At 68.6% G+C, this 23,108-nt stretch carries 28 protein-coding genes; 15 read left to right on the top strand and 13 right to left on the bottom strand.

Annotation, left to right across the window (positions count from 1 at the left end):
- Positions 1–7: 7 nt before the first annotated feature.
- Together purL and G398_RS18695 are read left to right on the top strand one after the other, a co-directional pair.
- Complete coding sequence (gene purL / locus G398_RS0114215) at positions 8–2,332, top strand: phosphoribosylformylglycinamidine synthase subunit PurL (RefSeq protein ID WP_026854093.1); 2,325 nt, start codon at positions 8–10, stop codon at positions 2,330–2,332.
- 47 nt (positions 2,333–2,379) lie between these two features.
- Positions 2,380–2,868, top strand: coding sequence for a hypothetical protein (locus G398_RS18695; protein ID WP_052572048.1), 489 nt, complete (start codon positions 2,380–2,382; stop codon positions 2,866–2,868).
- Between the two features lie 6 nt (positions 2,869–2,874).
- Here G398_RS18695 and G398_RS0114205 read toward each other — a convergent pair whose 3' ends face one another.
- Together G398_RS0114205 and G398_RS0114200 are read right to left on the bottom strand one after the other, a co-directional pair.
- Positions 2,875–3,063 (bottom strand): hypothetical protein, encoded by a 189-nt coding sequence (locus G398_RS0114205; RefSeq protein ID WP_026854092.1) that lies wholly within the window; start codon positions 3,061–3,063, stop codon positions 2,875–2,877.
- 71 nt (positions 3,064–3,134) lie between these two features.
- Positions 3,135–3,332 (bottom strand): hypothetical protein, encoded by a 198-nt coding sequence (locus G398_RS0114200; protein WP_026854091.1) that lies wholly within the window; start codon positions 3,330–3,332, stop codon positions 3,135–3,137.
- A gap of 125 nt (positions 3,333–3,457) precedes the next feature.
- On the opposite strand from G398_RS0114200, the gene G398_RS0114195 reads away from it, so the two are divergent.
- From G398_RS0114195 to G398_RS18685, 3 genes are read left to right on the top strand one after another with little or no spacing between them, the layout of a single operon-like run.
- Positions 3,458–5,068, top strand: coding sequence for an amidase (locus G398_RS0114195; RefSeq protein WP_084512796.1), 1,611 nt, complete (start codon positions 3,458–3,460; stop codon positions 5,066–5,068).
- A gap of 50 nt (positions 5,069–5,118) precedes the next feature.
- Positions 5,119–5,649 (top strand): Ada metal-binding domain-containing protein, encoded by a 531-nt coding sequence (locus G398_RS18690; RefSeq protein WP_052572046.1) that lies wholly within the window; start codon positions 5,119–5,121, stop codon positions 5,647–5,649.
- Between the two features lie 49 nt (positions 5,650–5,698).
- Positions 5,699–6,055 (top strand): hypothetical protein, encoded by a 357-nt coding sequence (locus tag G398_RS18685; RefSeq protein ID WP_043485478.1) that lies wholly within the window; start codon positions 5,699–5,701, stop codon positions 6,053–6,055.
- 108 nt (positions 6,056–6,163) lie between these two features.
- Here the strand turns inward: G398_RS18685 and G398_RS19955 are convergent, their stop codons facing one another.
- The 5 genes from G398_RS19955 to G398_RS0114160 all read right to left on the bottom strand — a co-directional run bounded on the left by G398_RS19955 (position 6,164) and on the right by G398_RS0114160 (position 9,133).
- Entirely contained in the window at positions 6,164–7,021 is an 858-nt protein-coding gene (locus G398_RS19955) for an AraC family transcriptional regulator (protein ID WP_026854089.1), read from the bottom strand.
- A 137-nt stretch (positions 7,022–7,158) separates the two neighbouring features.
- The gene (purQ, locus tag G398_RS0114175; protein ID WP_026854088.1) at positions 7,159–7,857 is read right to left on the bottom strand and encodes a phosphoribosylformylglycinamidine synthase subunit PurQ; all 699 of its coding nucleotides are present in this window, start codon (positions 7,855–7,857) and stop codon (positions 7,159–7,161) included.
- Positions 7,857–8,093, bottom strand: coding sequence for a phosphoribosylformylglycinamidine synthase subunit PurS (gene purS / locus G398_RS0114170; protein ID WP_026854087.1), 237 nt, complete (start codon positions 8,091–8,093; stop codon positions 7,857–7,859). The genes purQ and purS overlap by 1 nt, the downstream gene beginning before the upstream one ends.
- 130 nt (positions 8,094–8,223) lie before the next feature.
- Complete coding sequence (locus G398_RS18675) at positions 8,224–8,619, bottom strand: MGMT family protein (RefSeq protein WP_052572045.1); 396 nt, start codon at positions 8,617–8,619, stop codon at positions 8,224–8,226.
- 151 nt (positions 8,620–8,770) lie between these two features.
- The gene (locus G398_RS0114160; RefSeq protein WP_026854086.1) at positions 8,771–9,133 is read right to left on the bottom strand and encodes a DUF2203 domain-containing protein; all 363 of its coding nucleotides are present in this window, start codon (positions 9,131–9,133) and stop codon (positions 8,771–8,773) included.
- A gap of 28 nt (positions 9,134–9,161) precedes the next feature.
- Here G398_RS0114160 and G398_RS0114155 point away from each other — a divergent pair, with 28 nt between their 5' ends.
- From G398_RS0114155 to G398_RS0114135, 7 genes are all read left to right on the top strand, one after another.
- Complete coding sequence (locus G398_RS0114155; RefSeq protein WP_026854085.1) at positions 9,162–9,836, top strand: hypothetical protein; 675 nt, start codon at positions 9,162–9,164, stop codon at positions 9,834–9,836.
- Complete coding sequence (lpxB, locus tag G398_RS0114150; RefSeq protein WP_026854084.1) at positions 9,833–10,966, top strand: lipid-A-disaccharide synthase; 1,134 nt, start codon at positions 9,833–9,835, stop codon at positions 10,964–10,966. The genes G398_RS0114155 and lpxB overlap by 4 nt, the downstream gene beginning before the upstream one ends.
- Positions 10,967–11,649: 683 nt before the next feature.
- Positions 11,650–12,246, top strand: coding sequence for a hypothetical protein (locus G398_RS20920; RefSeq protein ID WP_157492433.1), 597 nt, complete (start codon positions 11,650–11,652; stop codon positions 12,244–12,246).
- Positions 12,247–12,369: 123 nt separating this feature from the next.
- Positions 12,370–12,909, top strand: a complete 540-nt coding sequence (locus tag G398_RS20915) for a hypothetical protein (RefSeq protein ID WP_157492432.1) — start codon at positions 12,370–12,372, stop codon at positions 12,907–12,909.
- A 158-nt stretch (positions 12,910–13,067) separates the two neighbouring features.
- Positions 13,068–13,781 (top strand): hypothetical protein, encoded by a 714-nt coding sequence (locus G398_RS20910; protein WP_157492431.1) that lies wholly within the window; start codon positions 13,068–13,070, stop codon positions 13,779–13,781.
- Positions 13,782–13,804: 23 nt separating this feature from the next.
- Entirely contained in the window at positions 13,805–14,410 is a 606-nt protein-coding gene (locus tag G398_RS0114140; protein ID WP_026854083.1) for a TlpA family protein disulfide reductase, read from the top strand.
- A gap of 91 nt (positions 14,411–14,501) precedes the next feature.
- A complete protein-coding gene (locus tag G398_RS0114135) occupies positions 14,502–15,026 on the top strand; it encodes a dihydrofolate reductase family protein (protein WP_026854082.1) in 525 nt (174 codons plus the stop codon).
- 31 nt (positions 15,027–15,057) lie between these two features.
- Here G398_RS0114135 and G398_RS19950 read toward each other — a convergent pair whose 3' ends face one another.
- The gene (locus G398_RS19950) at positions 15,058–15,504 is read right to left on the bottom strand and encodes a DUF4437 domain-containing protein (protein WP_052572044.1); all 447 of its coding nucleotides are present in this window, start codon (positions 15,502–15,504) and stop codon (positions 15,058–15,060) included.
- A 181-nt stretch (positions 15,505–15,685) separates the two neighbouring features.
- Between G398_RS19950 and G398_RS18665 the strand changes: the two genes are divergently transcribed.
- Positions 15,686–16,201, top strand: a complete 516-nt coding sequence (locus G398_RS18665; protein ID WP_043485476.1) for a hypothetical protein — start codon at positions 15,686–15,688, stop codon at positions 16,199–16,201.
- Positions 16,202–16,235: 34 nt separating this feature from the next.
- Here the strand turns inward: G398_RS18665 and G398_RS0114120 are convergent, their stop codons facing one another.
- Complete coding sequence (locus tag G398_RS0114120; protein ID WP_026854081.1) at positions 16,236–17,471, bottom strand: hypothetical protein; 1,236 nt, start codon at positions 17,469–17,471, stop codon at positions 16,236–16,238.
- A gap of 161 nt (positions 17,472–17,632) precedes the next feature.
- On the opposite strand from G398_RS0114120, the gene G398_RS19945 reads away from it, so the two are divergent.
- Entirely contained in the window at positions 17,633–20,329 is a 2,697-nt protein-coding gene (locus G398_RS19945) for a protein kinase domain-containing protein (protein WP_052572043.1), read from the top strand.
- Between the two features lie 69 nt (positions 20,330–20,398).
- Positions 20,399–20,602: a hypothetical protein gene (locus tag G398_RS0114110; RefSeq protein ID WP_026854080.1), complete on the top strand. Its 204-nt coding sequence runs from the start codon at positions 20,399–20,401 to the stop codon at positions 20,600–20,602.
- A gap of 7 nt (positions 20,603–20,609) precedes the next feature.
- Here G398_RS0114110 and tolA read toward each other — a convergent pair whose 3' ends face one another.
- The 4 genes from tolA to G398_RS0114090 all read right to left on the bottom strand — a co-directional run.
- Positions 20,610–21,425 (bottom strand): cell envelope integrity protein TolA, encoded by an 816-nt coding sequence (tolA, locus tag G398_RS0114105; RefSeq protein WP_026854079.1) that lies wholly within the window; start codon positions 21,423–21,425, stop codon positions 20,610–20,612.
- Positions 21,422–21,817, bottom strand: coding sequence for an ExbD/TolR family protein (locus G398_RS0114100; protein WP_052572042.1), 396 nt, complete (start codon positions 21,815–21,817; stop codon positions 21,422–21,424). Before G398_RS0114100 ends, tolA begins: the two co-directional genes overlap by 4 nt.
- A 93-nt stretch (positions 21,818–21,910) precedes the next feature.
- A complete protein-coding gene (locus tag G398_RS0114095; RefSeq protein ID WP_026854077.1) occupies positions 21,911–22,687 on the bottom strand; it encodes a TetR/AcrR family transcriptional regulator in 777 nt (258 codons plus the stop codon).
- 100 nt (positions 22,688–22,787) lie between these two features.
- Positions 22,788–23,108: integrase core domain-containing protein (locus G398_RS0114090; protein ID WP_026854076.1), on the bottom strand; the 321-nt coding region annotated here is incomplete at its 5' end.

The raw sequence follows: 23,108 nt of genomic DNA, 5'->3' as shown, positions 1-23,108 counted from the left end.
AGCCTCCATGTCCGTTGCCCACGAACCGGCCGTCACTGAATCCCTGGCTCTGGAGCTGGGTCTCTCGAAGGATGAGTGGCAGGTCCTTCTGCGCCTCCTGGACGGGCGGATGCCCACCTACCCCGAGCTGGGCGTGTTCAGCGCCATGTGGAGCGAGCACTGCTCCTACAAGTCCAGCCGCATCCACCTGAAGAACCTGCCCACGGAAGGCCCCCGGGTCATCCAGGGTCCCGGCGAGAACGCGGGCGTGGTGGACATCGGCGATGGCTGGGCCGTGGCCTTCAAGATGGAGAGCCACAACCACCCCAGCTTCATCGAGCCCTACCAGGGCGCCGCCACGGGCGTGGGCGGCATCCTGCGCGACGTCTTCACCATGGGCGCCCGGCCCCTGGCCAACCTGAACAGCCTGCGCTTCGGGGAGATCGATGCGCCGCGCATGAAGGGCCTGGTGAAGGGCGTGGCCGCGGGCATCGCGGGCTACGGCAACTGCATGGGCATCCCCATGCTGGGCGGCGACTGCGCCTTCGACGCCAGCTACAACGGCAACATTCTGGTGAACGCCTTCACGCTGGGCGTGCTGCGCAGCGACAAGATCTTCAAGGGCTTCGCTTCGGGCATCGGCAACAAGGTGATGTACATCGGCTCGAAGACAGGCCGCGACGGCATCCACGGCGCCAGCATGGCCTCGGCGGAGTTCGGCGAGGGCAGCGAGGAGAAGCGCCCCACGGTGCAGGTGGGCGATCCCTTCACCGAGAAGCTGCTGCTCGAGGCCTGCCTGGAGATCTTCCAGACCGACTGGGTCATCGGCATCCAGGACATGGGCGCCGCGGGCCTCACCTCCAGCAGCTTCGAGATGGCCAGCCGCGCCGGCACGGGCCTGGAGATCCGCCTGGACCAGGTGCCCCAGCGCGAGGAGGGCATGACGCCCTTCGAGCTCATGCTCAGCGAAAGCCAGGAGCGCATGCTGCTGGTGGCCCGCCCCGGCTGCGAGCCGAACATCATCCAGGTGCTGCACAAGTGGGGCCTGGACGCCTGCGTGGTGGGCGAGGTCACCGACAGCGGCCGTTTCATCGGCAGCTGGCACGGTGAGCCCGTCATCAACCTGCCCATCCAGCCCCTGGTGGACGCGGCGCCGAAATACGACCGGCCCCGCCAGCGCCCCGGCTACCTCGATGCGGTGAACGCCGCGCCGCTGCCTGCGGATCTCAAACCCGCCGAGGTGGAGCGCACCCTGCGCCAGATCCTCCAGCAGCCCACCGTGGCCAGCAAGCGGTGGATCTTCGAGCAGTACGACGGCACCGTGCGCAGCAACACGCTGCTGGGCATGGGCCGCGGCGATGCCGGCATCATCCGCGTGAAGGACGAGGCGGGCCAGGACACGGGCAAGGCCGTGGCCATGTCCAGCGACTGCAACAGCCGCTTCTGCTACCTGGATCCCTTCTGGGGCGCGGCCCACGCGGTGGCCGAGGCCTGCCGCAACCTGGCCTGCGTGGGCGCCGAGCCCATCGGCCTCACGGACTGCCTGAACTACGGCAACCCCGAGAAGCCCGAGAACATGTGGACCTTCGAGCAGGGCTGCCTGGGCATCCGCCAGGCCTGCCTGGCCCTGGACGTGCCCATCGTCAGCGGCAACGTGAGCCTCTACAACGACACCGAAGGCCAGAGCATCGCCCCCACGCCCATGATCGCCGCCGTGGGCCTCATCGAAGACTGCGCGGGCCCGGTCGCCATCGACGCGCCGGACGCCACGGCCCTCGCCAAGGTGGGCAACCGGCTCTGCGGCTCGAGCTTCCGGGCCGCCCATGACGGCATCTTCCTGCTGGGCGAGACCCGCGACGAGCTGGGCGGCAGCGAGTACCTGAAGCTGCGCACGGGCAAGGTGCAGGGCGCCTGCCCCGAGCTGCGGCTGGACGAGGAGCTGCGCCTCCAGGCCTGCGTGCGCGAGGGCATCCGCCTGGGCCTCATCCGCAGCGCCCACGACACCAGCGAGGGCGGCCTGCTGGTCGCTGCGCTGGAGAGCGCCTTCGGGGCGACCACGGGAGGGGGTGACGGCGAAGGCATGGGCTGCCAGCTGATGCTGGCGAAGGGCGCCCTGCGTCTGGACAGCCTGCTCTTCGGTGAGACTGCCGGCCGCATCGTGGTCAGCGTGAGCCCCGAGGCCGAGGGCAGCCTGGCCACCCTCTGCCAGACCCACCGCGTGCCCTTCGCCAAGATCGGCGCCACGGGCGGGTCGCGCATCACCGTCGCCGTGGATGGCCAGCCCTTGCTGGATGCGGATGCCGCCGACCTGAAGGGCCTCCACGCCGGGGCCCTGGAGGCGGCGCTGGGTTGACAGGCGGCTGCGGCCCCGGGAACCCTGGGGGATTCCCCGGGGGTCCCATGCGTCTGCCGATCCTGCTGCTTCTGGCTTCCTCGCTGCTCGTCGCCGGCGCGCCCGCGAAGGCCGGGAAGACGAAGGCCTCGGCCGCCGGGGCCGAAGCCACCCGCCTGGAGGGGGAGGCCAAGCGCGCCAAGGCCTCGGCGGAGCGCCTGAAGGCCGGCGCCGCCAAAGCTGAGTCGCAGGCGAAGGCGGCCGCGGCCAAGGCCAAGGAGGCGGAAACCCGCGCGGCGGACCTTCAGATCCGGGCGTCGGAGGCCCGCGCCAAGGCGGCGGAGGCCGAAGCGAAGGCTGCGTCCGACAAGGCCACCGAGGCCCGGGCCAAGGCGAAGGAGGCCCAGCAGCGGGTGGTCAACCTCAAGGGGGCCAAGGCGAAGCCCAAGCCCGCCAAGCCGGCGGCGAAACCCGAGGAAGCCCCTGCCGCCAAGACCGAATCCAACCCCAAGACCGAGCCCGCCCCGAAGCCCGAGCCGGAGGCCGTCCCCAAGTGAGGGGCTTCAGATCCCCATGGCCGCCGGAGCCTTGAGCTTGACGGCGAGCTTCTGCATCAGCTCCTGATCGGCCTTGAGCGTGGCCCTGAAGGCCGCATGGTCCGTGTGGTGGATCTCCCGCCGGATCTCTTCGAGGCTGTGGTCGAGGATCCGTGTCAGGAGCTCGGTCTCCTTGGCGTCCAGGTAGAGTTCCATGGTCCCTCCCGCTCGCGTGGCCGCGTCCCGGTGGGCCGCGTTCATGGCCAAATATCAGCTCCCGGGGCTCCTTACGCCAGCCGTCCCCCCAGGAGCCTGGCCGGGAGCAGGAAGAGACCCTTCACGAGCCCGAACACCCCCTCCACGGCGAAGCCCAGGAGCCGGAAGGGCAGGAGCAGCAGCCAGACCAGCGGGTAGAGGATCAGGGCCAGGAGCGCCAGGGGCCAGCAGACCACCAGCAGGATGAGCCAGAGCAGGAACGCGGCCATGGAAGCCTCCGACCGGGCCAGGATGGGGCGGTCCACCCTCCCGTGCGGGCCGGAATCGGCCAACGGGCGCCGTGAACCGGCGGGCGGCGGGAGGTATGATCCACTCACACCACCCCGAGGAAACCATGCCCCACCGAGATGATCCCCTGTCCCTCGACCGCCGCGCCTTCCTGGGCGCCGGGTTGGCCACGGCTGCGGTGGCGGCGGTGGGGGGCGACCTGAGGGCGCCTTCGGCGGGGAAGGGCCTGGCGCTGGAGGAGGCCACCATCGAGGCGCTCCAGGCCGGCATGGCGGCGGGGCGCTGGACGTCGGCGGACCTCGTGCGGCGCTACCGGGCGCGCATCCGCGCCCTGGACCAGGCGGGGCCGAGGCTGAACTCGGTCCTCGAGCTGAACCCGGACGCCCTGGCCATCGCCAAGGCGCTGGATGCGGAGCGGAAGGCCGGGAAGGTGCGCGGGCCCCTCCACGGCATCCCGGTACTCATCAAGGACAACCTCGACACTGCGGATCGCATGAAGACCACCGCCGGTTCCCTGGCCCTGGCGGAGGCGCCGGTCCCGAAGGAGGACGCCACCGTGGTGAAGCGGCTGCGGGAGGCGGGCGCCGTGATCCTCGGCAAGACCAACCTCAGCGAGTGGGCCAACTTCCGCTCAACCCGCAGCAGCAGCGGCTGGAGCGGGCGGGGCGGGCAGACCCGGAACCCCTACGCCCTGGACCGCAGCCCCAGCGGTTCCAGCTCCGGCTCGGGCGTGGCCGCCGCCGCCAGCCTCTGCGCCGTGGCCGTGGGCACGGAGACCGACGGCTCCATCGTGAGCCCCTCCAATGCCAACGGCCTGGTGGGCTTGAAGCCGACGGTGGGCCTGGTGAGCCGCTTGGGCATCATCCCCATCTCCAGCACCCAGGACACGGCGGGGCCCATGGCGCGCACGGTGCGCGACGCCGCGATCCTGCTGAACGCGCTGGCCGGGGCCGATCCGGCAGACGCCGCCACCGGCGTGGCCGCCGCCCGCCGGGAGAAGGACTACACCCGGTTCCTCCTGGCCGACGGCCTCAAGGGTGCGCGGCTCGCAGTGGTGAAGAACCTCCTGGGCGTGCATGCCCATGTGGATGCCGTCATCCAGCCCGCCCTGGAGCTGCTGAAGGCCCAGGGCGCCGCACTGGTGGAGGTGGAGCTGAAGTCCTCGGCCTACGACGACGCCGAGTTCGAGGTACTCCTCTACGAGTTCAAGGCTGGCCTCGACGCCTACCTGGGCGGCCGCGGCGGCGCCGTGAAGGACCTGGCCGCGCTGATGGCCTTCGACGAGCGCGAGAAGGCGAGGGAGATGCCCTTCTTCGGCCAGGAGATCGTCTTCCAGGCCCAGGCCAAGGGACCGCTCACGGACCCCGCCTACCGGAAGGCCCTGGAGACCTGCGCCCAGGCCCGGAAGGACATCCTCGGCCTGCTGGAGAAGCACGGGGCCCAGGCCCTGGTGGCTCCCACCGGCGGTCCCGCCTGGCTCATCGACCACCTCAACGGCGACAGCTCCAGCCTCAGCTTCTCCAGCCCCGCCGCCGTGGCAGGCTGCCCGCACATCACGGTTCCCGCCGGGTTCGCCTCGGGCCTGCCCGTGGGGTTGTCCTTCGTGGGCGCGCCCTGGCAGGAGGGCACCCTGCTGAAGCTGGCCTACGCCTACGAGCAGGCCTCCCGGGCCCGCCGTCCGCCCCGCTTCGCCGCTTCCGCCTCCGTGCCCCGTTGACAGGGCGGAGGCGTGGGGATCACCCTGGCTCCACCTTTAGAGGAGAAACCATGAACCGCGCCCTGTTTGCCCTGCTTCTGGCCGCCTCCATCCTGGCCGTGGCCCAGGAACCCAAGACCAAGCCCGCCGAGCCCAAGACCGCCGCCGAGAAGAAGGCCGAGAAGAAAGCCAAGAAGGCCGAAGAGAAGGCCAAAAAGGCCGAGGAGAAGAAGAAGGAGGCCGAGGCCAAGGCCGCCCCCGCGAAGCCTGCGCCCGCTCCCGCACCGGCCGCTGCCGCGAAGCCTGCGCCCGCTCCCGCACCGGCTGCCGCCAAGCCCGCGCCTGCTCCGGCCCCCGCGCCCGCCGCGGCCGCGCCCAAGCCCGCTCCCGCCGCCGCCCCGGCCGCCGCTGCGGCCAAGGCCGCCGCACCCAAGGCCGCGGCCGTCTCCACGGCCATCGTGGCCAACAAGGACTCCAAGATCTACCACCGCGCCGACTGCAAGCTCGCCTCGAAGATGAAGGATGCCAACAAGGTCTCCTTCGCCTCCGCCGCCGAGGCCGACAAGGCCGGCTACAAGGCCTGCAAGGTGTGCAAGCCTTAGGCAGTCTTCAGTCCTCGGTCTTCAGTCTTCAGTGTGCTGGGAGGTTCCGATGAAGGTGGCTCTGCCGCTGCTGTTGGGCGCTTCGCTGACGCTGGGGGCCCAGGTTCCCACGAAGGCCGATCTCAAGGGCGCCGCGGATTCCGCGGTGGACAAGGGGAAGGCCAAGACCGATGAGAAGGGCGACCAGGCCAAGGCCAAGGCCGATCAGAAGGCGACCGACGCGAAGGCCAAGGCAGACGCCAAGGCCGGCTCCGTTCCGGTGGCCGGCGATCAGGTGAAGGTCGCCACCGCCAAGGGCGAGGGCGCCGCCAAGTCCGGCACCGCCAAGGCCAAGGCGAAGTCGAAGAAGGGCACCACCAAGGGCGCCGACAAGGCCAAGACGGTCACCGAGAAAGCGGTCAAGTGACATCCGGGGGTTCCGCGCTACGCGCATACCCCCGGACCCCCGCGAAAAAGCCCGGCGAAGCCGGGCTTTTTCTTGTCCTGACCTGGGGTGTCTGATCGAACGGAAGCGCTACTTCTTCGGGAACTGCCGGTCGTAGGCTTCCTGGGCGTATTCGCTGGGGGGGACGCCGAAGCGGCGCTTGAAGGCGCGGGTGAAGGCGCTGGCGTCGTAGAAGCCCAGGATCTTGGCCACGTCGCTGGGGCGCTCGCCGTTGGCCAGCAGCGTCACGGCCCGCTGGAGGCGGCGCTCGATGAGGTACTGGTGGGGCGTGGTGCTGGTGGCCTCGCGGAAGAGGCGGATGAAGTGGTCCGGCGTGCAGCGGGCCATGGTGGCCAGCTCCGGCACGCTGTTCTTGGAGCCGATGTGGACTTCCATGTGGTCCAGCACCAGCTGAAGGGTGGAGCGGTTCAGGCGGTAGGGGAAGCGGCCCCGGTCCTCCTTCTCCGTCAGGCGCGACAGCTCGGCCCCCAGGAGGATGAGGAACAGCTCGCGCGTCATCAGCTGCACGCCGTCGGGGTTGGACAGCTCCTGGGTGAAGATGCTGAACAGCTGCTTGAGGCTGAGGCTGCGCAGGACGGCGAAGCTGGACTCCTGCCACTTGCGGGGCGGGTTCTGGAGCGACGACAGCAGCGGCTCGGGGAAGGGTCCCTCCATGAACAGCGCCGTGAAGCCGAAGGGCGCGTTCGCGTGGTGGCGCTTCAGCGTGTGACCGAAGCCCGGCAGCAGCAGGGCCAGGTCGCCCGAGCGGATGACGCCCTCCTCGCGGTCCTCGCTGGTGCAGACGCGCACCGCGTGGGTGGGCTGCAGCAGCGTCCAGGCGTCCCGGGCTGGCAGCAGCTTCGTGGGCACGGGATCGCGCTTGAGGACGGCCAGGCGGAGAGGACCGCTGGTGTAGGTCTGGAGGTTCTTGGCTTCTGAGTCGCTCATGGGTCAGGAATAAACAGGCATGCCCATCGGGGCCTTCCGGAAGGATGACAGGAAAACTTTTCGTCTGCCGGGAAATTTTCACACGCCCGGCATTATTTTTTTCCAGGACCCCCCAGGCGCCGCCTCGGGAACCTGCCTCAGACCCGGGCGAAGACCGCTTCCAGGCTCCGGAACATGCCCAGGCCGCCGGTGGGGCCCAGCTTGGGGTCCACGGCCCGCTCGGGGTGGGGCATCATGCCCAGCACGTTGCCCTTGAGGTTCACGATGCCGGCGATGCCGTTCATGGCGCCATTGGGCACATGGTCCGCGCCGATCTCGCCCTTGGCCGAGCAGTAGCGCAGGGCCACCCCGCCCCGAGCCTCCAGGTCCGCCAGGTCCGCGGGCTCCAGGGTGAAGTTGCCCTCCGCGTGGGCGATGGGCACCCGGAACACCTCGCCGGCCTTCATGGCCCGGGTGAAGGGCAGGTCGGCCCGTTCCACCCGAAGGTGGACGTCGGTGTGGATGAACCGCAGGGACTCGTTGCGCAGCAGGGCGCCGGGCAGCAGCTGGGCCTCGCAGAGGATCTGGAAGCCGTTGCACACGCCCATCACCAGGCCGCCGTTGTCCGCATGGCGCTTCACGTCGGCCATGATGGGGGCCAGGGCCGCGATGGCGCCGCAGCGCAGGTAGTCGCCGTAGCTGAAGCCGCCGGGGATGAATACCAGGTCCGTGTTCTCCGGCAGGCGGGCCTCCTGGTGCCAGACGGGGACCGTGTCCCAGCCCATCACCGTGCCGCAGGCATGGAGGGCGTCGTGGTCGCAGTTGGAGCCCGGGAAGACCGGGACGGCCACGCGCATCACAGCACCTCGATGGAGGCCTTCTCCATCACGGGATTGACCAGCAGCTTGTCGCACATGGCCTGGGCCTTGGCCTTCACCTCGGCGGGATCGGAGCCCGGAATGTCCATCTCGATGAGCCGGCCGATGCGGACATGCTCCACCTCGAAGGCGAACCCGTGCAGGCCCTGCTCCACCGCCTTGCCCTGGGGATCCAGGATCCCCGGCTTCAACTGCACCGACACGCGCACCTTCATGGAGCCCTCCGGCCTCCAGTGTACCTGCAAAGATTCACCACGGAGGCACGGAGGCCACCGAGAAGAGCACTGAGAAAAAGCGCGGAGAAGGGCCGTATACAAGCGATTCCTCTGTGAGCCTCTCCGTGTTCTACCTCCGTGCCCTCCGTGTCTCCGTGGTGTCCTGTCTTCGGGCCGTCGGTTGCCACCGGTGGGCCTCCAGATCCAGGTTGCCCTGGTCGTCCACCTCGATGCCCTCGTCCCGCAGGCGGCCGATCTGCTGCATGGCGCCCCACCAGCGGCCCCGGCTGGGCACGTAGCCCCGGGTGTTCACGACCCGGTGCCAGGGCAGGTCCGTGCCCTCGGGCAGGCCCGACAGCACCATGCCCACCTGGCGGGGGCGCTGGGGGAAGCCCGCCAGCAGGGCCACCTGCCCGTAGGAGGCCAACCGCCCCCTGGGGATGCGCGCCACCACCGCCAGCACCGCCGCGCGGAAGTCCCCCGGCGGGGCCTTGGGTTCAATGCGCTTCGTGGGCCTCACTGCCATTCGGCGACTCCGGATCGAACGTTTCAGAAAAAGACACTCGCTGAGGATGCGGGGGGAACGGAGGTCCGCGGAGGAAAAACGGGCGAAGTCCTCAGCGATCCTCAGCTACCTCCGCGATCTCGGCGAGTGTGGTTCCTTCGCAGCCACGCGCTCAGGCCTGCACGCCGGGCCGCTGGTCCGCGGGCACGCGGGAGCGGAAGCCGCCTTCGTAGCTGTGCCAGTGGTCCAGCGCCTCCTCGGGATAGGCCCAGCACCAGTAGCCGTCGCCGGAGTCGAAGTCCACGAGCCACAGGCCCTTCACGTCGGCCTCCAGGTCCTGCATGCTCCGCTGCCAGGACTCCACCAGGGCCTGCAGGCGGTCGCGGAGCTCCGACACCCGCGCCTCGTCCCGGGCCTCCTCGGCCTGGGTCAGTTCCTCGGCGAGGCTGACGGCCAGTGTGTAGACAGGTTCCGTCACCGCCCTGACCTGCGGCATCAGGGCCCGGGCTTCGTCGAGGGTGAAAATGCGGCCCATGGCGCCTCCATTGCTCCATGATAAGCCGATGCGGTTCGTGCCCCAGATTCCGTCCACCTCCGATCCCGGGTCCTGGCTTCCCTTCGCGCCCCTGGCGCTGCGCTGGGAGGGCGGGGCGCATCCGGACTGGGCCGGGGCCGTGCGCCGGGGCCTGGCGGTCCATGCCGTCCACCTGCCGGGCCAGTCCCCGGTGGAGGAGGCCCTGGAGGTCCTCCGCCACAGCCTCGGACCGGACTTCCTGGTCCTGCCCGCGGCACTCCCTGCGAATCGCGAGGCGGGCTTCCGCCTCCTGGGCCACCTGGAGGCGCTGCTGGAGGCCACCAGCGGCCGGGGCGTGAAGCTCGCCCTGCGGATCGAGGGCGGGGCCGAGGCCGCCGTGGTGGACCTGCTCCGCCAGGCCCGGGCCGAGGCCGTGGGCTACTGCTGGCACCCCGGCACCACGGACGCGGAGCTGCTGGCGGACCGCCTCTGGTGCGGCGTCTGCGAGCCCGGCTCGGACCTGCGGCCCCTCCAGAAGCTGGGCTACCGCTGGGACATGGCCCTGCCCGCCGAAGATCCCGCCACCTTCCGCGCCCAGGCCGCGGCCCTGGAGGCCGCCCACCCGCCGGTGCTCTTCCCCGCGGAGCTGCCCACGGAGATCCTGGGCCGCCCCGTGGTGCCCGACGACAACGTGGTGCTGGGCCGGCACTGGGACCGTTCATGACGCGGACCCTGCTGGTCATCGCGGGCGAGGACTCCGGCGACCTGCACGGCGCGGAGCTGCTGCGGGAGCTGAAGGCCCGCCGCCCGGACCTGCGCCTCGTGGGCGTGGGCGGCCCGCGCATGAGCCCCTTCCTGGACCGCAAGCTGGCGGACGTGAAGGACCTCGCGGTGGTGGGCTTCGTGGAGGTCCTCAAGCACCTGCCGCGCCTGAACCGGCTCTTCAAGGCCATCCTCGCCGCCGCGGCGGAGGAGGGGATCGCCGGCGCCCTGCTCATCGACTACCCGGGCTTCAACCTCCGCCTGGCCAAGGCCCTGCGGAAGCAGCTGCCCGCCGTGAGCCTGCACCAGTACGTGTGCCCCCAGGTGTGGGCCTGGAAGAAGGGCCGCATCCCCACCCTGGGCACCCTGCTCGATACCCTCTACTGCCTCTTCGACTTCGAGCCGGAGCTGTTCCGCGGCTACCCCGTGGACGCCCGCTTCGTGGGCCATCCCCTGGTGGAGGTGGTGAAGCCCGAGTGCGACCGGGCCGCCTTCTTCGCGGAGACGGGCCTCGACCCCGCGCGCCCCCTGGTGGCCCTGCTGCCCGGCAGCCGCACGGGCGAGATCGAGCGCCTGCTGCCGCCCATGGCGGAGCTGGCCCGCCGCTGGCGCGCCGCCCGGCCCGAGGTCCAGTGGGTGCTGCCCGTGGCGCCCACGCTGGATCCGGCCTTCGTGCGCGCCCACGCGGGCGACGCGCCCATCACCCTCGTGCAGGACCGCCCCTACGCCGCCCGCGCCCACGCGGACGCGGCCCTGGTGGCCTCGGGCACCGCCACCCTGGAGACGGCCCTGCTGGGCACGCCCTTCGCCATCGTCTACAAGCTGAACGCCCTCACCTACGAGCTGGCCAAGCGCGTCGTGAAGGTCCCCCACTTCGGCCTGGCCAATGTGGTGGCCCGCCGCGAAGTGGCCCCCGAGCTGCTCCAGGGCGACGTGAACCCCGAGCGGCTGGGGGTGGAGCTGGCGCGGCTGCTGGAGCCGGAGACGGCCCGGCGCATCCGCGCCGAGTTGGGGGAAGTGCGTGGCCACCTGGGAGAGCCAGGGGCGGCTGGGCGCGTGGCCGAGGATCTGCTCCGCAAGCTGGAGAAGTGACCGCAAAGAACAGCCTCTTTCCTGCTGATCGGCGAACCTCAGCTGGAAAAGCGGAACGCAGAGGGCGCAGAGACGCCCTTCGGGCGCGCGGAGAGCGCGGAGGGGACTCGACCCACCCCGCGCGGGCCCGCCGCAGGCGGCCTCCGGCGGTGCCGGAGGTCATGGGGGGCGCCAGGGTCGCGCTCCACTTGGGGCCCGCAGCCCTGGCGCCCCCCATGGAGCCCGCGCTTGTGAAGCGGCACCCCCAAACCAGCCACAACCCCGTTTCCAATCCGTGTGAACCCGCGAAACCTGTGGATCCGCGGCTTTTTCTCCGCCATCTCCGGCTCCAGCCTTTCATCTTGCGAACCTTGGGCCGGGCCTGGCCAATCAGCAGGTCGGCCTTTTTGTGTTCCTTGTGGCTGAATTCTTTCGAGGCGGGACCTTCGCGGATCGAATGGCGAAGGCATGCACAGATTCGGCAGGTTCTGCCCTCACACCGTCCCACCAAAGCGACCGATTCCGTTCGCCGGGGTTTTGATACCGTTCGGCGAAGATGTGATCCGGTGATCCGCAATGGCGGTATTGTTCCTCATCTTCCATCGACGGCAGACTCATGACGGATAGGCCGTCTAATACAAAGTTAGGCCTTCCCGGGGGCGTTTATGCTCGTAGAAGGAAATTATCTCTAAAAGGTGAATCCTATGGTCAGTTCCCTCATCTCGGGCCTAATCGGTTCAATCATCGGCGGATTGATCGCCGGATTCTTCTCGCTTCGAGCCGTGAGTAACGCCGAGGAAGCTGATCGAAAAAAGAGAACCGAAGTAGATGCCAAAATAATTTTGAGCCTCCTTCAGGCACTCCATGATGAATTGGATTCAGTCTTCGCAACTTATCAAGAACGAATTGGAGCCCGCGTGGAAGCTCTGCCTGAAGGGCAACCTCTTCTTTTCTATTATCCAGTAATCAATGATTTTTTCACTGTTTACAATGCGAATGCCTATCTCATCGGAAGGATCGAAAACAACGACCTTCGAAAAGCACTTGTTCAAACCTATGTACTTGCGAAGGGGATGGTCGATTCCTTCAGAATGAATAACGAACTGCTTTCCAAATTCGAACATTGGCACGCATTGGCGGCAGAAACCAACAATCCGGTTCACAAACAAAATGCCAAGGATCGATTCTCAAATCTCGCGTCCTATGCCACTCAAATAAGGAAAGGGCACATAGAAACTAAAAAATCTCTGAGTGAGTTGATGCGAATGATGCATAAACATGGTGTCCTTCATGAGGCCTAACCCTCCGCTCAACTCGGACCCCGCCTGCATTGCCTTTCGCTCTCTCTACATCTCGCTTCCGCGGCTCCGCTCGTCGTCTCGGTGCAGGCGGGGCCGGTTAGCTTCCTTCGTCAGGGCTCACGCATGAATCTCAACATTTCTCGTAACATCGTTACCATCACGCTCGTAGCGCTCTTGCCCGTGGGATGCAACCGTTCCACCAAAAAGGATCCACCAAGCAAGGTCGCATCCGCTTCGGCACAGAATGCCAAACCAACCGTTCACATTGAAAAGAATTCCCAGAATGGGATCACAATTCAAGATTTGAACGAAGAAGAATCTTTTTCAGGTGCTGGAACGGCCTTTTCTTTAGCCTCTGCCCCCGAATCCAGCAATGGAATCATCTTTGGGTACAGCTCCGACGATGACGCAACTGGTGTTCGTGTGAACGATCACCTTTACAAATTGAAGCAGATTGGGACAAAGGTCATAAAAAAGGGTAAAGGTGAGCAAGGTCTCGGTGAGCGGTGCACTGAAATCTGGTCTGGCGATGGCATTGTGGTTGAGTTCGATTACACAACCACCTCAGCCGGTGAAGGTGGTTCTGGCTACAAGGGTCAAGTAAACATCACGCTTGGCAGTCAAAAAGCAACGTTCGAAATCATCGGTGGGAGTGGTTGTTGAACGCCCTAACCTTTCGCTCAACTCGGACCCCGCCTGTATTGCCACCCCCGCAATCTTTCAACTCCCTGCTTCCTCGGTTCCGCTCATCGCCTCGGTGCAGGCGGGGCCGGTGTGCTTCATTCGTCAGCTGCTTGTGCCATTTTTTCTCAGGAGCATCCATGTTTAAAAACAATCGCATTTTTTATGTTGTAATGGCACTTGTCATTACTGCAGCGTGCGGAGGAGGCGGAAATAGTAATAATAGCGTTGGTCCGGCTGGCACTAGCATTCCAAAACAGCCGAGCTTCACAATTTCAAACCTCAGCATTTCGCCGAGCTTATTTACCCAGAGTGAGCACGCTTTGGCCTACGTATATGTAGATGTGAGCCCTTCGGTTGGGGCAATAAAACGAATGAATCTAATCAAAGGCAACGGGAGTATTGACCCATCCTTGGGGATCATATATGGTCCTAATGTCAATACAATTGTGGGTAAACTCCAGGTTGATAATACTTCTGTCGGTATGTTTACCAATGAGATCCAGCTGGAAACCACCACGGGAAACATATCAAACACCTTGAATCAAAACATAACTGTCGTTGCCTTTCTTCCTGATTTAAATATGATTGCGCCTTCAAACGCAATTGTAGGGTCAGATGGGTTTACACTGACTGCCACTGGGACTGGATTTTCTCCCAATTCTATCGTTATGTGGAACTCAAGCTTCTCGCCTCCTGCCTATCCGCTCAAAACAACTTATGTCAGTTCCACCGAGCTACAGGCGCAGGTTCCAGCGAGTGCCCTGACAAGGGTAGAAGTCGTTGGCATTTTTGTCTCAACTCCAGATGTCTCGTCGACCGCATCCCAATCTTTCTCCATCCACAATCCATGAAATATGATTTTTAGGGCATCCCCATGATCTCCATCCGACATCTGCTGGCCGCAGGGCTTTCGACCTTGGCGCTCCTGGGCCAGGCCCCTCCCGCCTCCAAGTCCGAGGGGGCCCCCGCCGCCCCCGTCCAGGCTCCGCAGGGGCTGCGTCCCGCCGAGGGGTTCCAGGCCCGGATCGGCCAGCCGGTGGGCGAAGTCCAGTTCACGGACCTGGCGGGGAAGGCGTGGTCCCTGTCGGCCCTGCGGGGGAAGGTGGTCTACCTCAACGTCTGGTTCACGGGGTGCCCGCCCTGCGTGAAGGAGATCCCCGACCTCAACGCCCTCCACGCCCGGCTCGGATCCCATCCGGACCTGGTCATGCTGGCCCTCGCCTACGACGACGAGCTGAAGGTCCGGGAGTTCCTGAAGACGCGGCCCTTCCAGTTCCCGGTGGCCTGCATCCCGTTCGCGGCGCTCAAGCAGCTGGCCATGTCGGGGTCCAGCGTGGCGTTCCCGACGCACCTGATCCTCGACCGCCAGGGGAACCTCGCCGTGGCCAGCACCGGGGGGAGTTCGCAGATCAGCCAGCAGCTGGCCTTCTCGCTCAGCCAGGTGCTCGGAGCCCAGGCAGGCCCTTCGACCGGGCGTTGAGACCCGGTCCGGGTGCCTGGGGACGCCTGGCCGCGGCCGAGTCTGGTCACTTTCGCATCTTCCGCGCCACCCAAATGAGGAGGAGGGCCCGATGACGGTATCCGTGTTTGTGGGGGCGAGCGTGGATGGGTTCATTGCGCGCCTGAACCACGACCTGGATTGGCTGCCGGAGGAGGGCGGGGAGCCGCACGGGTATGAGGAGTTCCTGGCGGGCGTCGATGCCCTGGTCATCGGCCGCAAGACCTTCAAGAAGGTGCTGACCTTCAACCCCTGGCCCTACGGCGCCAAGCGGGTGGTGGTGTTGAGCGGGCGGCCGCTCCAACTGCCGAGTGCCGTCGGCGGCACGGTCGAGCAGATGGCCGGTTCGCCGGCGGAGATCGTGGCCCGGCTGGCGGCGCGCGGGGCCACGAACCTGTACGTGGACGGCGGCATCACCATCCAGCGGTTCCTGCGGGCGGGGCTGGTGGACCGCCTCATCATCACGCGGGTCCCGGTGCTGATCGGCGAGGGCATCCCGCTCTTCAGCACCTTGCCCCACGATGTGCGCCTGCGCCACGTCGCCACCCGATCCTTCACGAGCGGGCTGGTCCAGAGCGAGTACGAGGTGCTCCGCTGACCGGGTGGCGGCCTCTGCCTGAGGGCGGTGCCTACTTGCCCGCGAGGTGGTTGTCGTACTTGCCAGGCTGCTCCACGTAGACCACGGCGCCGTCGGGCTGGCTGTTCGAGTGGGGGTGGCCGCCGGGGACGAAGACGTAGGAGCCCGGCCCGTAGGGTTGCTCATGCTCCGGGTCGGAACCGAAGCGGAAGGTGCCGGAGACCACCACGAGCCTGAGGTCGCTGGAGTGGGTGTGGACGCCGCTCTTGCTGCCCACGGGGAACTTGACGAAGCCGTGCCAGGGCCCCTGGGCGTGCTGGCCCTGGACATCGGCCACCAGCACGCCGGCCCCCTTGGCGGCCAGGTCCTCCCAAGGGAGCTTGTCGGCGGCGAGGGCGACTTCCCTGCCGCGGCCCTCGCCGGGGGCGTGGGCGGGGGCCAACGCGCAGAGGGTGGCAGCCAGGGGGAGTGCGACCGACCGGAACGGCTGGATATTCATGTGGCCTCCTTGGATAAAGCCCGCAAATGGCTGCCACAAGATAGTCATTGACCATGCTTGTTTCAACAGGATTGTTGCCAGATCCGGGATGACGCCACGGGCGGGGCCGGAGAATCTGCCCGAGCCCTCAACCTGCCCCATCTTTGGAGCATCCTAGGGATGGATGCCTCGGAGGTGCCCCATGCTACCTGTCCTGCTGATGGTTCCCGCCGCACTCGCCCAGGCCCCGGCTCCCCTGCCGGTGGTGGAGGCGAAGGATCTTCCCAGGGCCCCGCGGGGGCCCATGGTGCCCCATCGGCCGGATCCCGGCGGCGAAGGCAGCATCATCGGCGAGACCCGGCGCGGCGCCCGGCGGGGACCGTCCATCCCGGCCCTGCAGCTGCCGGCGGGCAGCGTGCGGGTGCAGGACAAGATCCCCGACCTGGCCGGCTGGCGGGCCTACGCCATCGAGGTGCCCGCGGGCGCCAAGGTGAAGGTCCACGTGGTGGAGGGCCGGAAGGCCTGGTTCCGCGTGCTGGGCGTGAACGCCTGGGGGCGGGAGGAGCCGGGCCTGCTCCAGAACCGCATCCCCACCGGCGAGCCCCAGGCCAGCTACGAGAACCCCACGAAGGAGACGCGCACCATCTACTTCATCGTGGACACCCTCGACGTGAACATGGTCGGTGAGCCCTACACCCTCGACGTCATCCGGGGCTGAAAGGACTCATCGGCTTTTGAAGGCCGATCCGGCCCTACAGCGCCTTCGGTGGATCTCCGGGCAGGCGCTGGAGGCGGAGGGGCAGGGCGTCTTGGAAGATCTTGCGCAGGCCGTCCGGAGCGCTCTTCCAGGCCTTCAGGGCGGCGGCGCGGGTGGGGTAGGCGCCGTAGCAGGCCTGCCACCAGCGGAAGCCGTCCGGGCGCACGTAGGGCAGCACCAGCACATCCGGGGCCTTGGGGCCTGCGGCCCGGGCCACCTGCTTGAGGCCCTCGGCGCGGCCGGACACCACCAGGCGCAGGGTCCAGGAGCCCTGGGGCGCGGCGGCCCGCTGGGCGGCGCCGCGGTGCAGGGCCTCCTGCAGGTCCATGTGCTCCAGGGGCTTCACGGCCTCGACGGGATCCGCCAAGTCCTTTTCCGTGAGCACCCGGCGCGGCGCCTCCACCTGGACTTCGATGCTGCGGGAAGAGCCGCCCAGGAGGTCGCTGACGCTGAGGGTGTAGACCGTCGTCCGGTCGGGGACCACGGCGATGCTGGACTGGCCGTCCAGCTCCAGGCCGCCGGGCTCCAGACGCACCTTGGCGTCGCCCTGGCAGATCCAGCGGAGGTCCACCTGCTCGCCGGGCTTCACCACGGTGCGGCTGGCCTCGAAGCTGCAGACGGCGGCCGTAGGCGCCTTGGCGGCCTTGGCGAGGGCCAGGGCCTGATGGCCCAGCACGGACACCTCCAGCGTGCGGCTCTGGCCGCCGGCGGCGTTGTTGGCGGTGATGGTGTAGCGGGTGCTCTCCAGGGGCGTGACAGTCACCTCGCTCTTGCCGTCCAGCTCCAGGCCGCCGGGCTCCAGGCGCACCTTGGCGCTGCCGGCGCACTCCCACTTGAGCACCACGGGCTCGCCGGGCAGCACGGACTTCGCGCTGGCGTCGAAGGCGCAGATGCGCGCCGCCTCGCCCAGGGGCAGGCCGGGGGTGACGCGCACCTCCGCGCGGCCCAGCTCGGCGCTGGCGGGCCCGGCACTGACTGACCCGGCGTTGGGCCCCGCGTCGAAGAGGCGGTAGGTGGTGGTGTAGGTGGGGCGGAGGGTCACCTGGGAGCGGCCCGGCAGGATCATGCCGCCGGGCTCCAGGCGCACCTGCCCGGCCCCCGGGCAGGACCAGGTGAGCAGCACCGATTCGCCCGGCCGCACCTCCCGGGGCTCGGCGGTGATGGACGCCGCAGGTGGGCCCGGGAGGGGGGCCTGGGCGCAGAGGGCCACCAGGGGCAGGAGCGGAAGCATCCAGGGAGTGTACCGCCGGTTGGGCCTCCCCGTGCGGGCTCCCCCTGGCACGGTCGAAAGCCTGGATCATTGATGCGTGATGTAGACTTTTTCGACCACCTCCGCTTCAGGAAAGGACGGGCATGCCGCCCGGGCAGGAGGTGCGCCGACTCCGACCACCCATGCCCACCATGACAGCCAGTCCCCTCCAGCCCGGTGATGTGGTCGGCCGCTACCGGGTGGAGGCCTTCGTGGGCGAAGGCGGCATGGGGCGCGTGTACCGGGCCTGGGACATCTCCCTGGAGCGGCGGGTGGCCCTCAAGGTCATCCGCGCGGACCATGCCCGCAAGACCGGCGCCCTGGACCGCTTCCAGCGGGAGGCCCAGATCCTCGCCCGCCTCGACCACCCGGGGATCTGCCGCGTCTACGACTGGGTGGACCACCAGGGGATGCTGGTCATGGCCATGGAGTGGGTGGACGGCACCCTCCTGTCGGAGCTCCTGGAGCTGGGGCCGCTCCCCCTTCCGCAGGCCGTGCGGGTGCTGCGGGAGACCGCCCTCGCGCTGGCGGCGGCCCACGCCAAGGGCGTCATCCACCGGGACCTGAAGCCGTCCAACATCCTCATCGCGCCCACGGGCGCCGCCAAGCTCATGGACTTCGGCCTGGCCAAGGATTTCCGGGACCCGTCGTCGGAGGACCAGCGCAGCACGGACCCGATCCCCATCCTGGAGGAGGCCACGCAGGCCACCCGGCCCCAGGCCCTGCGCCGTCTCACCCAGCCCGGCATGGTCATGGGCACCCGGGGCTTCATCGCGCCGGAGCTGCTGCTGGGGGAGCCCGCCACGGCGGCCACGGACATGTACGCCCTGGGCGTGTCGGCCACCCTGATCCTGTCGGGCGATCCGCCGCCCGGGCTGGGCAAGGCCCGGACGCCCTGGACCCGGCGGGTGCTCAAGTGGCGCTCGGGGCCGGGCTACGCGCCGCCGTCGCTCCCCCACACCCTCCGCACGCTGGTGGATCGCCTCCTGTCCCTGGATCCGGACGCCCGCCCGGGGGCCCAGGAGGTGGTGGAGATCCTGGACCAGTTCCAGGCCCCGGCCTCGCCGATCTGGTGGGCCGCGGGCGCGGCGGTGGTCACCCTGGGGCTGGCGGGACTCGGGTTCTGGGCCTACGGCCGCGGCGCGCTGCCCGAGTTCTCCGCCTCCCACCAGGCCCGCCTGGTGGTGGTGCCCGTGCGGGACCTCACCCGGTCGCCGGGCCAGACCGCCGGGCGGGAGGTGGCCACCACGGACCTGCTGGAGCACGTGCTCCGCCGCTTCCCCCAGGTGCAGGTGGTGCAGGACCGGGAGCGGGGCCAGGCCCCTCCGCGGCTCCAGGCCTCGGACCCCGAGGTGCCCGGCGAGGCGGAGCGGGAGTTCGTCCGCCGCCTGGTGGCCCGGACTGGGGCGGACCTCGTGATGCTCGGCGAGATGACCCGGTCCCAGGGGGCCGAGCGGGTGGCCCTCCGGGTGCGGCTGGTGGACCGCCAGGGACGCCTGCGGGCCAGCCAGGAGGTCCTGTCCCCGACCGCGGTGTTCGAGCCCAACCGGGCGGTGCCCGCCGTGCTCCAGGAGCTGAACCGGACCCTCTCACCCCTGGGCCGCTCCCCGGTCTTCCCGCAGGTGCCCGCCCGGGAAGTGCTCGACACCTACGGACTCGGCCTGGACCTGGCCCAGCATGGGGACGCCACCCGGGCCCTCCCCCTCCTGGAGCGGGCCGCCTACCAGGCCCCCAGCTTCGGGCCGGCGCTGACGGTCTATGGCTGGACCCTCCTCGTCAAAGGCGATCCCAAGGCCTTCCCCACCCTCATGTGGGCGAGGGTGGCGGCGCGGGAGGCGGGGGACCGCTACTCAGAGGCCGAGGCCCTCATCAACCTCGCCCTGCTCGCCCGGCGGAACGCCAAGCCCGAGGTGGAGGCCTCCCTGCTGGACGAGGCCCTGGTCCTCGCCCGGGCCTCGGAGGACCGCGACCAGCAGGCCCGGGTGCTGGACGAGATCGGCGTCCTCCGGGTCAACCGGGGCGACTACGACGCCGCGGAGCTGATGCTGAACCCGGCCCTGCAGCTGGCCACGGAGGTGGGGAACCGGCGCCTGCGCGCCCACATCCTGGTGAACCTCGCCAATGTGGCCAAGTACCGGGGCCAGAGCGCCCGGGCCCGGGACCTGTACACCCAGGCCATCGCCGATGCCGGGATCCTGGAGGATCCCCGCCTGGAGGCCCTCAACCGGAACAACCTGGCCATCCTCGACCTGGAGGAGGGCTCCCTGGGGTCGGCGGAGCAGGCCTTCCAGAGGGTCCTGGAGCTGCGGCGCGGCCTCGGGGACGTGGAAGGGGAGTGCCGGGTGCTGATGAACCTGGGCATCGTGGCCTTCATGGATGGGGCCTACGAGCGGGCGACGGCGCGCTACGAGGAGGCCCTGGACGGGGCCCGGAAGCACGACCTGCTCCTGGTCCAGGGCCGCTGCCTCTACCGGCTCGGGGACGTCCTGAGGGTCCAGGGGAAGCTGGCGCCGGCGGCCCACCGCCTGGAGGAGGCCCTGGGGCTGCTGCGCACGAAGGGCACGCCGGGGAACCAGGCGGAGACCCTGGCGGCCCTGGCGGAGTGCCGGGCGCGCCTGTCGGACACCGCCGGGGGCGAGCGCCTCCTCGAGGAGGCCCGGCAGGCCGCCGGGGACCGGCCCCAGATCTGGCGGGCCGCGGCCTGGATCCACCACCTGCGGGGCCAGCCGAACCAGGCCCTGGACTGCCTGTCCCGGGCCCTGGAGGATCCGCAGAAGGATGATCCGGAGCACCGGGCGGAAGTGCGCACCCTGATCTCCACCTGGCGGAAGCGGTCTTGACAGAAGCCGCCCGTGGGTTGATGGTGAGCCGGTTTTAAACCATTTCCATCCTAACTTTGAGGAGGATTCATGTCGAAACGAACCTGGACCTGGAACCCCAACAAGTCCATCACCATCACCCTCCGGGCCGATGGCGAGTGGACCCTGACCGGCCCGGACGGGAGCACTCAGCAGGCCGCGGGCGAGTACACGCTCTCCTTCAGGGCGAAGTCCCCGACCTCCCTGGCCTCCCTCGTCATCGACCCGGATCCCGGGGGCGGGACTCCGGGCTGAGGGATCCTCAGTTTCCCAGGTAGGTGAACCAGAAGCGCACGCCCAGGTACGAGCCCTCGTAGCCCTCGGGCAGGCGCTGGAGGGGAGCAGAGCGCAGCACGGCCATGCGGGCGCTTTCGTCCATGGCGGCGTTGCCGCTGGGGATCTCCACGCGGACGCGGTCGAGGCTGCCGTCCCGGGCGATGCGGAAGTAGATCTGCACGCGGCCCTGGGAGCTGGACACGCGGTTCCAGTTCGAGGTGATGCGGGTCTGGACCTGCTGCAGGTACCAGACAAAGGGGAAGTTGCCGTCCACGCCCCCCACGAGGCCCACGCCGCCCTGGACGCCGGCGGTGGGGTTCAGCCCCGGAACGCCCGAGCCTGCGCCGAAGGCGGCGCCGTTGCCCGAGCCCACGGCGCCGGCCACGGGGTTGGGGGAGGCGGTCTTGCCCTTGGCGGCTGTGGTGCCCGTGCCGGTGCTGGCGGCGTCCTTGTTGTCCCCCTTGGCGGCGGACTTGGTGGTCTTGGTGGCGAAGGGATCCGGGGCCGTGGCGGAGGGCGAGGTGTTGCGGACGGGCGCCACCTCCTCCACGCGCCGCAGGCGCTCGCCGGTCTTGCCCACCTCCATGGCGTCGGAGCCGCCGGACTGGCCGCCCATGGCCGCGGGCAGGTTCACCCAGGTGACCTTGACCTCCTCGGCCTGGCCCGCGCCGCCGCCGCGGGGCCAGAAGAAGGCCACGCCGACGGTCAGATGCAGGGCCAGGCTCAGGGCCAGCCCCGGACCCCAGCGGAGCTCGCCCAGGTGGGAGCGGCTGCGGAGGTAGGCCTGGAGGTCCTGGCTCATTTCACGGTCGGGGGGGCGGCGATGGGCGCGGCGGCGGTGACGAAACCCACCTGGGTGAAGCCCGCCTCGCGGATGGCGTCCACCACCTGGATGACGCGGCCGTAGGGCACGTTGTGGTCCGCCCGCACCAGCACGGGCCGCTTGCCGCCGGACTGGGCCCGGGCCTTCAGCTGGTTGGCCAGGACGGGCAGGGCCAGGAAGGCCTGGTCGAACTGGAGGCGGCCGTCGAAGGTGATGCTCACCGTCAGGGCCTCGCTCTCCAGGTTCCGCCCCGTGCGGCTCTCCGGCAGCTTCACGTCCACGCCCGTCGTCATCATGGGTGCCGCGATCATGAAGATGATCAGCAGCACCAGCATCACATCGATGAGGGGCGTCATGTTGATATCGGCCATGGCGCCGCGCCTGCTGCCTGGTGTGAATGACACGGGGACCTCGCTCGGGGAGGCTCCAGTTTAGCGCGCGGGCGGCCTGCTCCGGATGCGCGCCTACTTGGGCTGCCCGCGCCTGAAGATCCGCGCGAGGATCGCCTGCCGCCTGGAGGGGCCCACGGGGGCGCTCGCGATGGCCACGGGGGGAGGGGCGTCCTCGGAGATCGGGTGGGTGCCGCTCACGGGGCCCTCCCCCTTCAATCCGGCCAGGAGGATGGGCCGGAGGAGCCTCCGCGCCATGGATTCAAGGCTGCCCAGGGAGCCCGCCGGGTAGGCCATGGCCACCTCGGCGACCCCGCGCACCACGTGCAGGCTCAGCTGGGCCGCTGGAGCCGCCGCATGCTTCGGGAAGCGGTTCCCGTAGCGTCTGAGGATCTCCTCCTGGAGGGCACGATCCAGCTCCTCGGCGTGGACGGAGCGGGTGCGCAGCTGATGGGTGCGCAGGTAGACGGATACCGTCGACTGGAGCTGGAAGTTCTCCCTCAGGTTCCCGATGGTGGCCCGGGCCAGGGAGGCGGCGAGCGCCTGGGTGATGGCCTCGGGGTCCGTGAGGGAATCCCAGGCCAGGGTCTGGATGTGGCTGCGGAAGGCCTCCTCGTCGGCCCGCCGGAGCCGGTCGAACAGGGCGATGGCCACGTCGTCCCGCCCTGCGGGGAAATAGTTGTAGAGGGTCTGATTGCTGACACCCGACAGGGCGATGATGTCCCGCAGGGTGATGGCGTCGGCCGGGAACTGCTGGAACAGGCCGGCGGCTGCTTCGATGATGGCCAGGTAGGAGCCTCGGCCCGCATGCTTCGGCTCCAGACCTTGAAGGAACCGGATCCGCTCGTCCATGACCAGCCCCTCCGCACCACCTCCACCATACGGGTGGCTGGACCAGCCGAACCTAGAATCATTGCAAATGCAATTAATGTAAACGTATGTAGATGTGCCACTAGTTGTCGCGGCCAAGGACGTTGTTCAGCTTTTGAGCGGGGGCGAGACCGCCGAGGGCTGAGTGGGACCTGTGGTGATTGTAGTGGTGGAGCCAGGCTTTGAGGGCTTGGCTCCGCTGTTCTGAGGATTGGTAGGCCAGGCGGTAGGCCCACTCGCGAAGGGCTGTCTGGATGAACCGTTCGGCCTTGCCGTTGGTCTGAGGGCGGTAAGGCCGGGTGAAGCTGTGCCGGATGTCTTGGGCCTCGCAGACAGCTTGGACCAGCTTCGAGTGGTAGCACATGCCGTTGTCGGTGAGGATGCGCTGAACCCGGACGCCCTG

This window comes from Geothrix fermentans DSM 14018 (assembly GCF_000428885.1).
GTDB lineage: Bacteria > Acidobacteriota > Holophagae > Holophagales > Holophagaceae > Geothrix > Geothrix fermentans.
The sequence above is the reverse complement of the archived record's forward strand: the minus strand, read 5'-3'. Positions and strand labels throughout refer to the sequence as shown.

What these genes read in the sequence shown, in the direction of transcription:
- purL (WP_026854093.1), top strand. Translation starts at nt 8, where the DNA reads ATGTCCGTTGCCCACGAACCGGCCGTCACTGAATCCCTGGCTCTGGAG.
- G398_RS18695 (WP_052572048.1), top strand. Translation starts at nt 2,380, where the DNA reads ATGCGTCTGCCGATCCTGCTGCTTCTGGCTTCCTCGCTGCTCGTCGCC.
- G398_RS0114205 (WP_026854092.1), bottom strand. Translation starts at nt 3,063, where the DNA reads ATGGAACTCTACCTGGACGCCAAGGAGACCGAGCTCCTGACACGGATC.
- G398_RS0114200 (WP_026854091.1), bottom strand. Translation starts at nt 3,332, where the DNA reads ATGGCCGCGTTCCTGCTCTGGCTCATCCTGCTGGTGGTCTGCTGGCCC.
- G398_RS0114195 (WP_084512796.1), top strand. Translation starts at nt 3,458, where the DNA reads ATGCCCCACCGAGATGATCCCCTGTCCCTCGACCGCCGCGCCTTCCTG.
- G398_RS18690 (WP_052572046.1), top strand. Translation starts at nt 5,119, where the DNA reads ATGAACCGCGCCCTGTTTGCCCTGCTTCTGGCCGCCTCCATCCTGGCC.
- G398_RS18685 (WP_043485478.1), top strand. Translation starts at nt 5,699, where the DNA reads ATGAAGGTGGCTCTGCCGCTGCTGTTGGGCGCTTCGCTGACGCTGGGG.
- G398_RS19955 (WP_026854089.1), bottom strand. Translation starts at nt 7,021, where the DNA reads ATGAGCGACTCAGAAGCCAAGAACCTCCAGACCTACACCAGCGGTCCT.
- purQ (WP_026854088.1), bottom strand. Translation starts at nt 7,857, where the DNA reads ATGCGCGTGGCCGTCCCGGTCTTCCCGGGCTCCAACTGCGACCACGAC.
- purS (WP_026854087.1), bottom strand. Translation starts at nt 8,093, where the DNA reads ATGAAGGTGCGCGTGTCGGTGCAGTTGAAGCCGGGGATCCTGGATCCC.
- G398_RS18675 (WP_052572045.1), bottom strand. Translation starts at nt 8,619, where the DNA reads ATGGCAGTGAGGCCCACGAAGCGCATTGAACCCAAGGCCCCGCCGGGG.
- G398_RS0114160 (WP_026854086.1), bottom strand. Translation starts at nt 9,133, where the DNA reads ATGGGCCGCATTTTCACCCTCGACGAAGCCCGGGCCCTGATGCCGCAG.
- G398_RS0114155 (WP_026854085.1), top strand. Translation starts at nt 9,162, where the DNA reads ATGCGGTTCGTGCCCCAGATTCCGTCCACCTCCGATCCCGGGTCCTGG.
- lpxB (WP_026854084.1), top strand. Translation starts at nt 9,833, where the DNA reads ATGACGCGGACCCTGCTGGTCATCGCGGGCGAGGACTCCGGCGACCTG.
- G398_RS20920 (WP_157492433.1), top strand. Translation starts at nt 11,650, where the DNA reads ATGGTCAGTTCCCTCATCTCGGGCCTAATCGGTTCAATCATCGGCGGA.
- G398_RS20915 (WP_157492432.1), top strand. Translation starts at nt 12,370, where the DNA reads ATGAATCTCAACATTTCTCGTAACATCGTTACCATCACGCTCGTAGCG.
- G398_RS20910 (WP_157492431.1), top strand. Translation starts at nt 13,068, where the DNA reads ATGTTTAAAAACAATCGCATTTTTTATGTTGTAATGGCACTTGTCATT.
- G398_RS0114140 (WP_026854083.1), top strand. Translation starts at nt 13,805, where the DNA reads ATGATCTCCATCCGACATCTGCTGGCCGCAGGGCTTTCGACCTTGGCG.
- G398_RS0114135 (WP_026854082.1), top strand. Translation starts at nt 14,502, where the DNA reads ATGACGGTATCCGTGTTTGTGGGGGCGAGCGTGGATGGGTTCATTGCG.
- G398_RS19950 (WP_052572044.1), bottom strand. Translation starts at nt 15,504, where the DNA reads ATGAATATCCAGCCGTTCCGGTCGGTCGCACTCCCCCTGGCTGCCACC.
- G398_RS18665 (WP_043485476.1), top strand. Translation starts at nt 15,686, where the DNA reads ATGCTACCTGTCCTGCTGATGGTTCCCGCCGCACTCGCCCAGGCCCCG.
- G398_RS0114120 (WP_026854081.1), bottom strand. Translation starts at nt 17,471, where the DNA reads ATGCTTCCGCTCCTGCCCCTGGTGGCCCTCTGCGCCCAGGCCCCCCTC.
- G398_RS19945 (WP_052572043.1), top strand. Translation starts at nt 17,633, where the DNA reads ATGCCCACCATGACAGCCAGTCCCCTCCAGCCCGGTGATGTGGTCGGC.
- G398_RS0114110 (WP_026854080.1), top strand. Translation starts at nt 20,399, where the DNA reads ATGTCGAAACGAACCTGGACCTGGAACCCCAACAAGTCCATCACCATC.
- tolA (WP_026854079.1), bottom strand. Translation starts at nt 21,425, where the DNA reads ATGAGCCAGGACCTCCAGGCCTACCTCCGCAGCCGCTCCCACCTGGGC.
- G398_RS0114100 (WP_052572042.1), bottom strand. Translation starts at nt 21,817, where the DNA reads ATGGCCGATATCAACATGACGCCCCTCATCGATGTGATGCTGGTGCTG.
- G398_RS0114095 (WP_026854077.1), bottom strand. Translation starts at nt 22,687, where the DNA reads ATGGACGAGCGGATCCGGTTCCTTCAAGGTCTGGAGCCGAAGCATGCG.